Source organism: Gilliamella intestini (genome assembly GCF_900094935.1).
Classification (GTDB): Bacteria; Pseudomonadota; Gammaproteobacteria; order Enterobacterales; family Orbaceae; genus Gilliamella; species Gilliamella intestini.
In genome coordinates this window covers 1-4,032 of the sequence record NZ_FMBA01000082.1, presented here as the reverse complement: position 1 = coordinate 4,032, position 4,032 = coordinate 1, and the positions used below count along the sequence as shown (strand labels likewise).

Below are 4,032 nucleotides of genomic sequence, written 5' to 3'. Positions count from 1 at the left end.
ATTTATTTTTATCTGTTTTAGAGGCTATCTCTATCGCATGCACTTTCCCATTTTTATCGATAGCCATAATATCGGGTCTGCGTGTAGATTTACTTTCACCTTTAGTCAGGCTGAGTTTTCGTTTTTTTAATGCGGAATAAATAGCAACAATAGTTTTTTACAGATAAAAAACGTTTTTAAAGAGCAATAAAATAACAAAGCAAAAGTGAAAAATCCTCACTGTTTTAAAACGGGAATTTTTATAATCACGGTTGCTTATTAATACAAAAATAAAAAACTTGTAATCAAGATTCAACAATATTGAATATTAAAATAAATCTTTAGTATTAATTTCTCTCAAATTTAAATCAATAATTAACTTGTCAATAAAACTATTACATGCAAACATCAAATCGGATAATTTTATATTTGCATAAGTTCTATTCATCCAAATTCCACTAATTTGCCAATTATTTAAGTTAATTCTTTTAAAGAATAGAATGGGAGAATCTTCATAATCCATAGACTCATAATAAAAATCTTTATCATAATTATGGAGCCAATCTTTTAATTGTTTTGCTAGTTCAAGTAGTAAAATTTCTTTTTCTGAAAAAATAACTTTATTATTTATATAAATTAATAGTTGCCCTTCAACCTCAGAAAAAAGCTGAGGTCCTGATGTTATATTATTAATATTTAAATCGGTATAATTGATCTCTACCGAGAATTCACAGGGAATGCGTTCCATATTTTTCCGTCGTTTCCGATAATTAATCTAATACTTGTCTGCCCTTTTGTACCAATCGCTCTCCCCATATCAACAACTACGCGGAAAGAACCTTCAATATTATTTGGAAGAAAGATTGCATTTGGTGACTTCAACGCTTCTTTAACAATATTTCGAATCTCTGAAACATTATTTGTATTAAATTGAGCTGATCTTGTCGCTGTAGTTCCAACCATATGTTTATCTTTTGGTATCCATATATCAACACTATTTTTTGACGAATCAAAAGCTGTTTTAGATGCATCATCTAATGCCCCCCAGCTATTGTTTGGAAATACGGCTTCCTGTCTAGCAATATTCCCTTTAATCCCCGGACACTCATCCGACAACCCCAACGGGTCAATCCAAGCCAGTGGGTTAGGAACGTAGCTATAAGCGTTTTCACCGCCGGCAAGTCCTATGGGGTCTTGGCTGATGTAGCGGGCGGTGTACGGGTCGTAATAGCGGTAGCGATTATAGTGTAGTCCTGATTATTCGTATCATCCTGATACTCACCCTTGCAGGGCCAATGCTAAAGCATTGTTCAAATTTGTTCCAGACAAATTTGTCCTCGTCAAAATACTGCCCTTGAAAGCGCAGGTTTTGCGGGACGGTGCGGTATTCTATCGCAAGCTCGCCATAGGATTTAAAATTTCTGTCAAAAACTTTCAGGTAACTATACGTTTTAGTATAAATTTGTTTTTTAGTTGGGCTGAGTTTTCGGTTTTTTTATGCGGAATAAATAGCAAAAATAGTCTTTGGATATGCTAAAAGGTATTGTGTTTTTTATAACAATCTTTTAGTAAAAATATTGATTTTATTTGTTTTTTAAAGAGCGATAAAATAACAAAATAAAAAAGGAAAATCCCCGCTGTTTTAAAACGGGGATTTATATAATTAAGCAATCGACCACGATTATCAAATTGTTGATGGCAATTGAGTTCACCAAATCGCCCCATACTACGGGCAATTTCATTGCCTTCTTGCCAGCGGTGCGTCGATAGTGTTTGACCGTTTAGGTCGATTTGGCTCACTTTATCACCACGGTAACTTAAATACCGTTAAGGCGCTTAATTGCACTGAGTGATTATAATGTATCATTTGTCCATTTATCATCATAAGAATCGAACATCTCTTTTCTATCTATCCGCCACTCATTATTTTTATAATGTAAAGTATAACGGAATTGACATTCTGCTCCAGTATGTTGTTGGGTATAAATAGCAACTTTATTGCCCTTTAATTCTTCTATTTTTATTATCTCTTCATCTGGTGAATATTCTGGTGGATTTCCACACGACAATGCAGCTTGACGACCATATTTTCGTTCTTTTTTTGTGCAAAATTTATCAAATATAATATTTAATTCATTAACTATTTGTGAACGAAATTCACCTAATAAATTATTATCCATTATTGAATGACAATGTAATTCCCAATGATTCATAGCAATAATAAATTCTTTTAATGTATTTTTTGCATTTTCAATATTCATTTAGCCCTCCTAATTTTCAAAAACGTCATATAAAACCTTTTTTCCATCTTTTAAAACTGTATATTTTATTTGAGTTGGTCTTGTTCCCCCATTACCATAAATAAAATTCCATTCAATATCTACTGCCCCATGCTCTTTAATATAATTTCTGACTCGTTTTTCAAAATTTCTATATTTTCCTCGATTAACAGCGGGTAATTGAGGGAATACATTTCCTTTACCGCCACTACCGCCTAATACTTTACCTAAGATATGACCAGCATCATCACTATCATAACCTAAAGAGCGGGCGTGTTTTCGAGAAGATTTATTCGTACCAGTCCCAGCACCCAAATCTTCCGGTCTGACTTTAACTTTTGCGGAAAGTATTTGACCATATGCACCATGTGTTATATCTGGACATAATCCTTCGAGTCCCAACGGGTCAATCCAAGCCAGTGGGTCGGGAACGTAGCTATAGGCGTTTTCGCCGCCGGCAAGTCCTATGGGGTCTTGGCTAATGTAGCGGGCGGTGTACGGGTCGTAATAGCGGTAGCGATTGTAGTGTAGTCCTGATTATTCGTATCATCCTGATACTCACCCTTGCAGGGCCAATGCTAAAGCATTGTTCAAATTTGTTTCAGACAAATTTGTCCTCGTCAAAATACTGCCCTTGAAAGCGCAGGTTTTGTGGGACGGTGCGGTATTCTATCGCAAGCTCGCCATAGGATTTAAAATTTCTGTCAAAAACTTTCAGGTAACTATGCGTTTTAGTATAAAGTTGTTTTTTAGTTGGGTTGAGTTTTCGGTTTTTTAATACTAAATAAATAGCAAAAATAGCCTTTGGGTATGCTAAAAGGTATTGTATTTTTTATAACAATTATTCAAAAACATTGATTTTATTTGTTTTTTAAAGAGCGATAAAATAACAAAATAAAAAAGGAAAATCCTCGCTGTTTTAAAACGGGGATTTTATAATTACCACCACTTAGGGTAATTGGTAAATTGTGATTTAACATAATTCAATGTATCTTCTGAAATAATAGCTTGATAACTTGACTGCACAATATCCTTAAATATTCCCTGACGAGTCACAGACCATGAATATTTAATGTTTTTTTCATCTTTTTCTATTTTTATAGAAAACATTTCATTTATATCATATAAAGTAGCTGTATTTTTTAATGTAACCAGATCGTTAACAAAATTATCCCAAATTAGACAGCTAATCCATATTTCACCACTATAGTTAAGAGAGTTCGAAAATTGTTCTATATTTACCATAAAAATAAATTTAATAGAAGGTACATGTTCATCAAATTCAACTTCCTCAAAAGAAATTCTCATCGGTTTTTCTATGTTTATACTCATGATTTTATCCTTATTCAATTGGCAGTGCATGAATTAATGCAGGCAGTTCTCCTACCTTACGAGATTGCATTATTTTTAATTCCCATCCCCCAATTGTAATTAATTTATTATATTCTATACCATTTTTCGTTGCAGAATTCAGTGCTTCTTGTAAACTTCTAAGTTGCTGTTGAGAGGCCAAGCGAACAGCATCTGGTGTATAGTTAACTGCTTTATGCTGAGCATATTCAGCCATATGTTCTGTTGCATTGCCATGCACCCACACTTTTTTCCCATTAGGTAATACCATTTCGAATGACTTAGGTATCACAGAACCGGGGTAATTGGGTTGAGTTGATTTTATATCATCCCATACAGTACCTGTACCTCCAATTTTTTCATTGTTAGTACCTATCCCCGGACACTCATCCGACAACCCCAACGGGTCAATCCAAGCCAGTGG

7 protein-coding genes and 2 pseudogenes are annotated in these 4,032 nt (G+C 34.1%); all 9 read right to left on the bottom strand.

Going from position 1 to position 4,032, the window contains the following annotated elements; translation table 11 throughout:
• Positions 1–307: 307 nt before the first annotated feature.
• Positions 308–727 carry a DUF7878 domain-containing protein gene (locus GA0061080_RS11960; RefSeq protein ID WP_065636121.1) on the bottom strand — a complete coding sequence of 140 codons (420 nt, stop codon included), beginning with the start codon at positions 725–727 and terminating at the stop codon, positions 308–310.
• On the bottom strand, positions 697–1,101 hold the full coding sequence (locus tag GA0061080_RS12490) for a hypothetical protein (protein WP_245174550.1): 405 nt from the start codon (positions 1,099–1,101) through the stop codon (positions 697–699). The genes GA0061080_RS11960 and GA0061080_RS12490 overlap by 31 nt, the downstream gene beginning before the upstream one ends.
• A pseudogene (locus GA0061080_RS13345) lies at positions 1,078–1,236 on the bottom strand (RHS repeat-associated core domain-containing protein); the annotation flags it as partial. The gene GA0061080_RS12490 and the pseudogene GA0061080_RS13345, both read right to left, overlap by 24 nt.
• Positions 1,237–1,257: 21 nt before the next feature.
• On the bottom strand, positions 1,258–1,323 hold the full coding sequence (locus GA0061080_RS13340; RefSeq protein ID WP_439330230.1) for a hypothetical protein: 66 nt from the start codon (positions 1,321–1,323) through the stop codon (positions 1,258–1,260).
• A gap of 189 nt (positions 1,324–1,512) precedes the next feature.
• Positions 1,513–1,779 (bottom strand): hypothetical protein, encoded by a 267-nt coding sequence (locus tag GA0061080_RS11950; protein ID WP_091126078.1) that lies wholly within the window; start codon positions 1,777–1,779, stop codon positions 1,513–1,515.
• A 53-nt stretch (positions 1,780–1,832) separates the two neighbouring features.
• Entirely contained in the window at positions 1,833–2,240 is a 408-nt protein-coding gene (locus GA0061080_RS11945) for an NTF2 fold immunity protein (protein WP_091126075.1), read from the bottom strand.
• A 9-nt stretch (positions 2,241–2,249) separates the two neighbouring features.
• Positions 2,250–2,795 (bottom strand): annotated as a pseudogene (locus tag GA0061080_RS11940) (RHS repeat-associated core domain-containing protein); the annotation flags it as partial.
• 402 nt (positions 2,796–3,197) lie between these two features.
• Complete coding sequence (locus tag GA0061080_RS11935; RefSeq protein ID WP_141683167.1) at positions 3,198–3,590, bottom strand: hypothetical protein; 393 nt, start codon at positions 3,588–3,590, stop codon at positions 3,198–3,200.
• Positions 3,591–3,600: 10 nt separating this feature from the next.
• Positions 3,601–4,032 (bottom strand): hypothetical protein (locus tag GA0061080_RS11930; protein ID WP_209435841.1); only part of this gene is annotated, 432 nt, incomplete at its 5' end.

Coding starts and splice junctions, on each gene's coding strand:
- GA0061080_RS11960 (WP_065636121.1), bottom strand. CDS start 727: ATGGAACGCATTCCCTGTGAATTCTCGGTAGAGATCAATTATACCGAT.
- GA0061080_RS11945 (WP_091126075.1), bottom strand. CDS start 2,240: ATGAATATTGAAAATGCAAAAAATACATTAAAAGAATTTATTATTGCT.
- GA0061080_RS11935 (WP_141683167.1), bottom strand. CDS start 3,590: ATGAGTATAAACATAGAAAAACCGATGAGAATTTCTTTTGAGGAAGTT.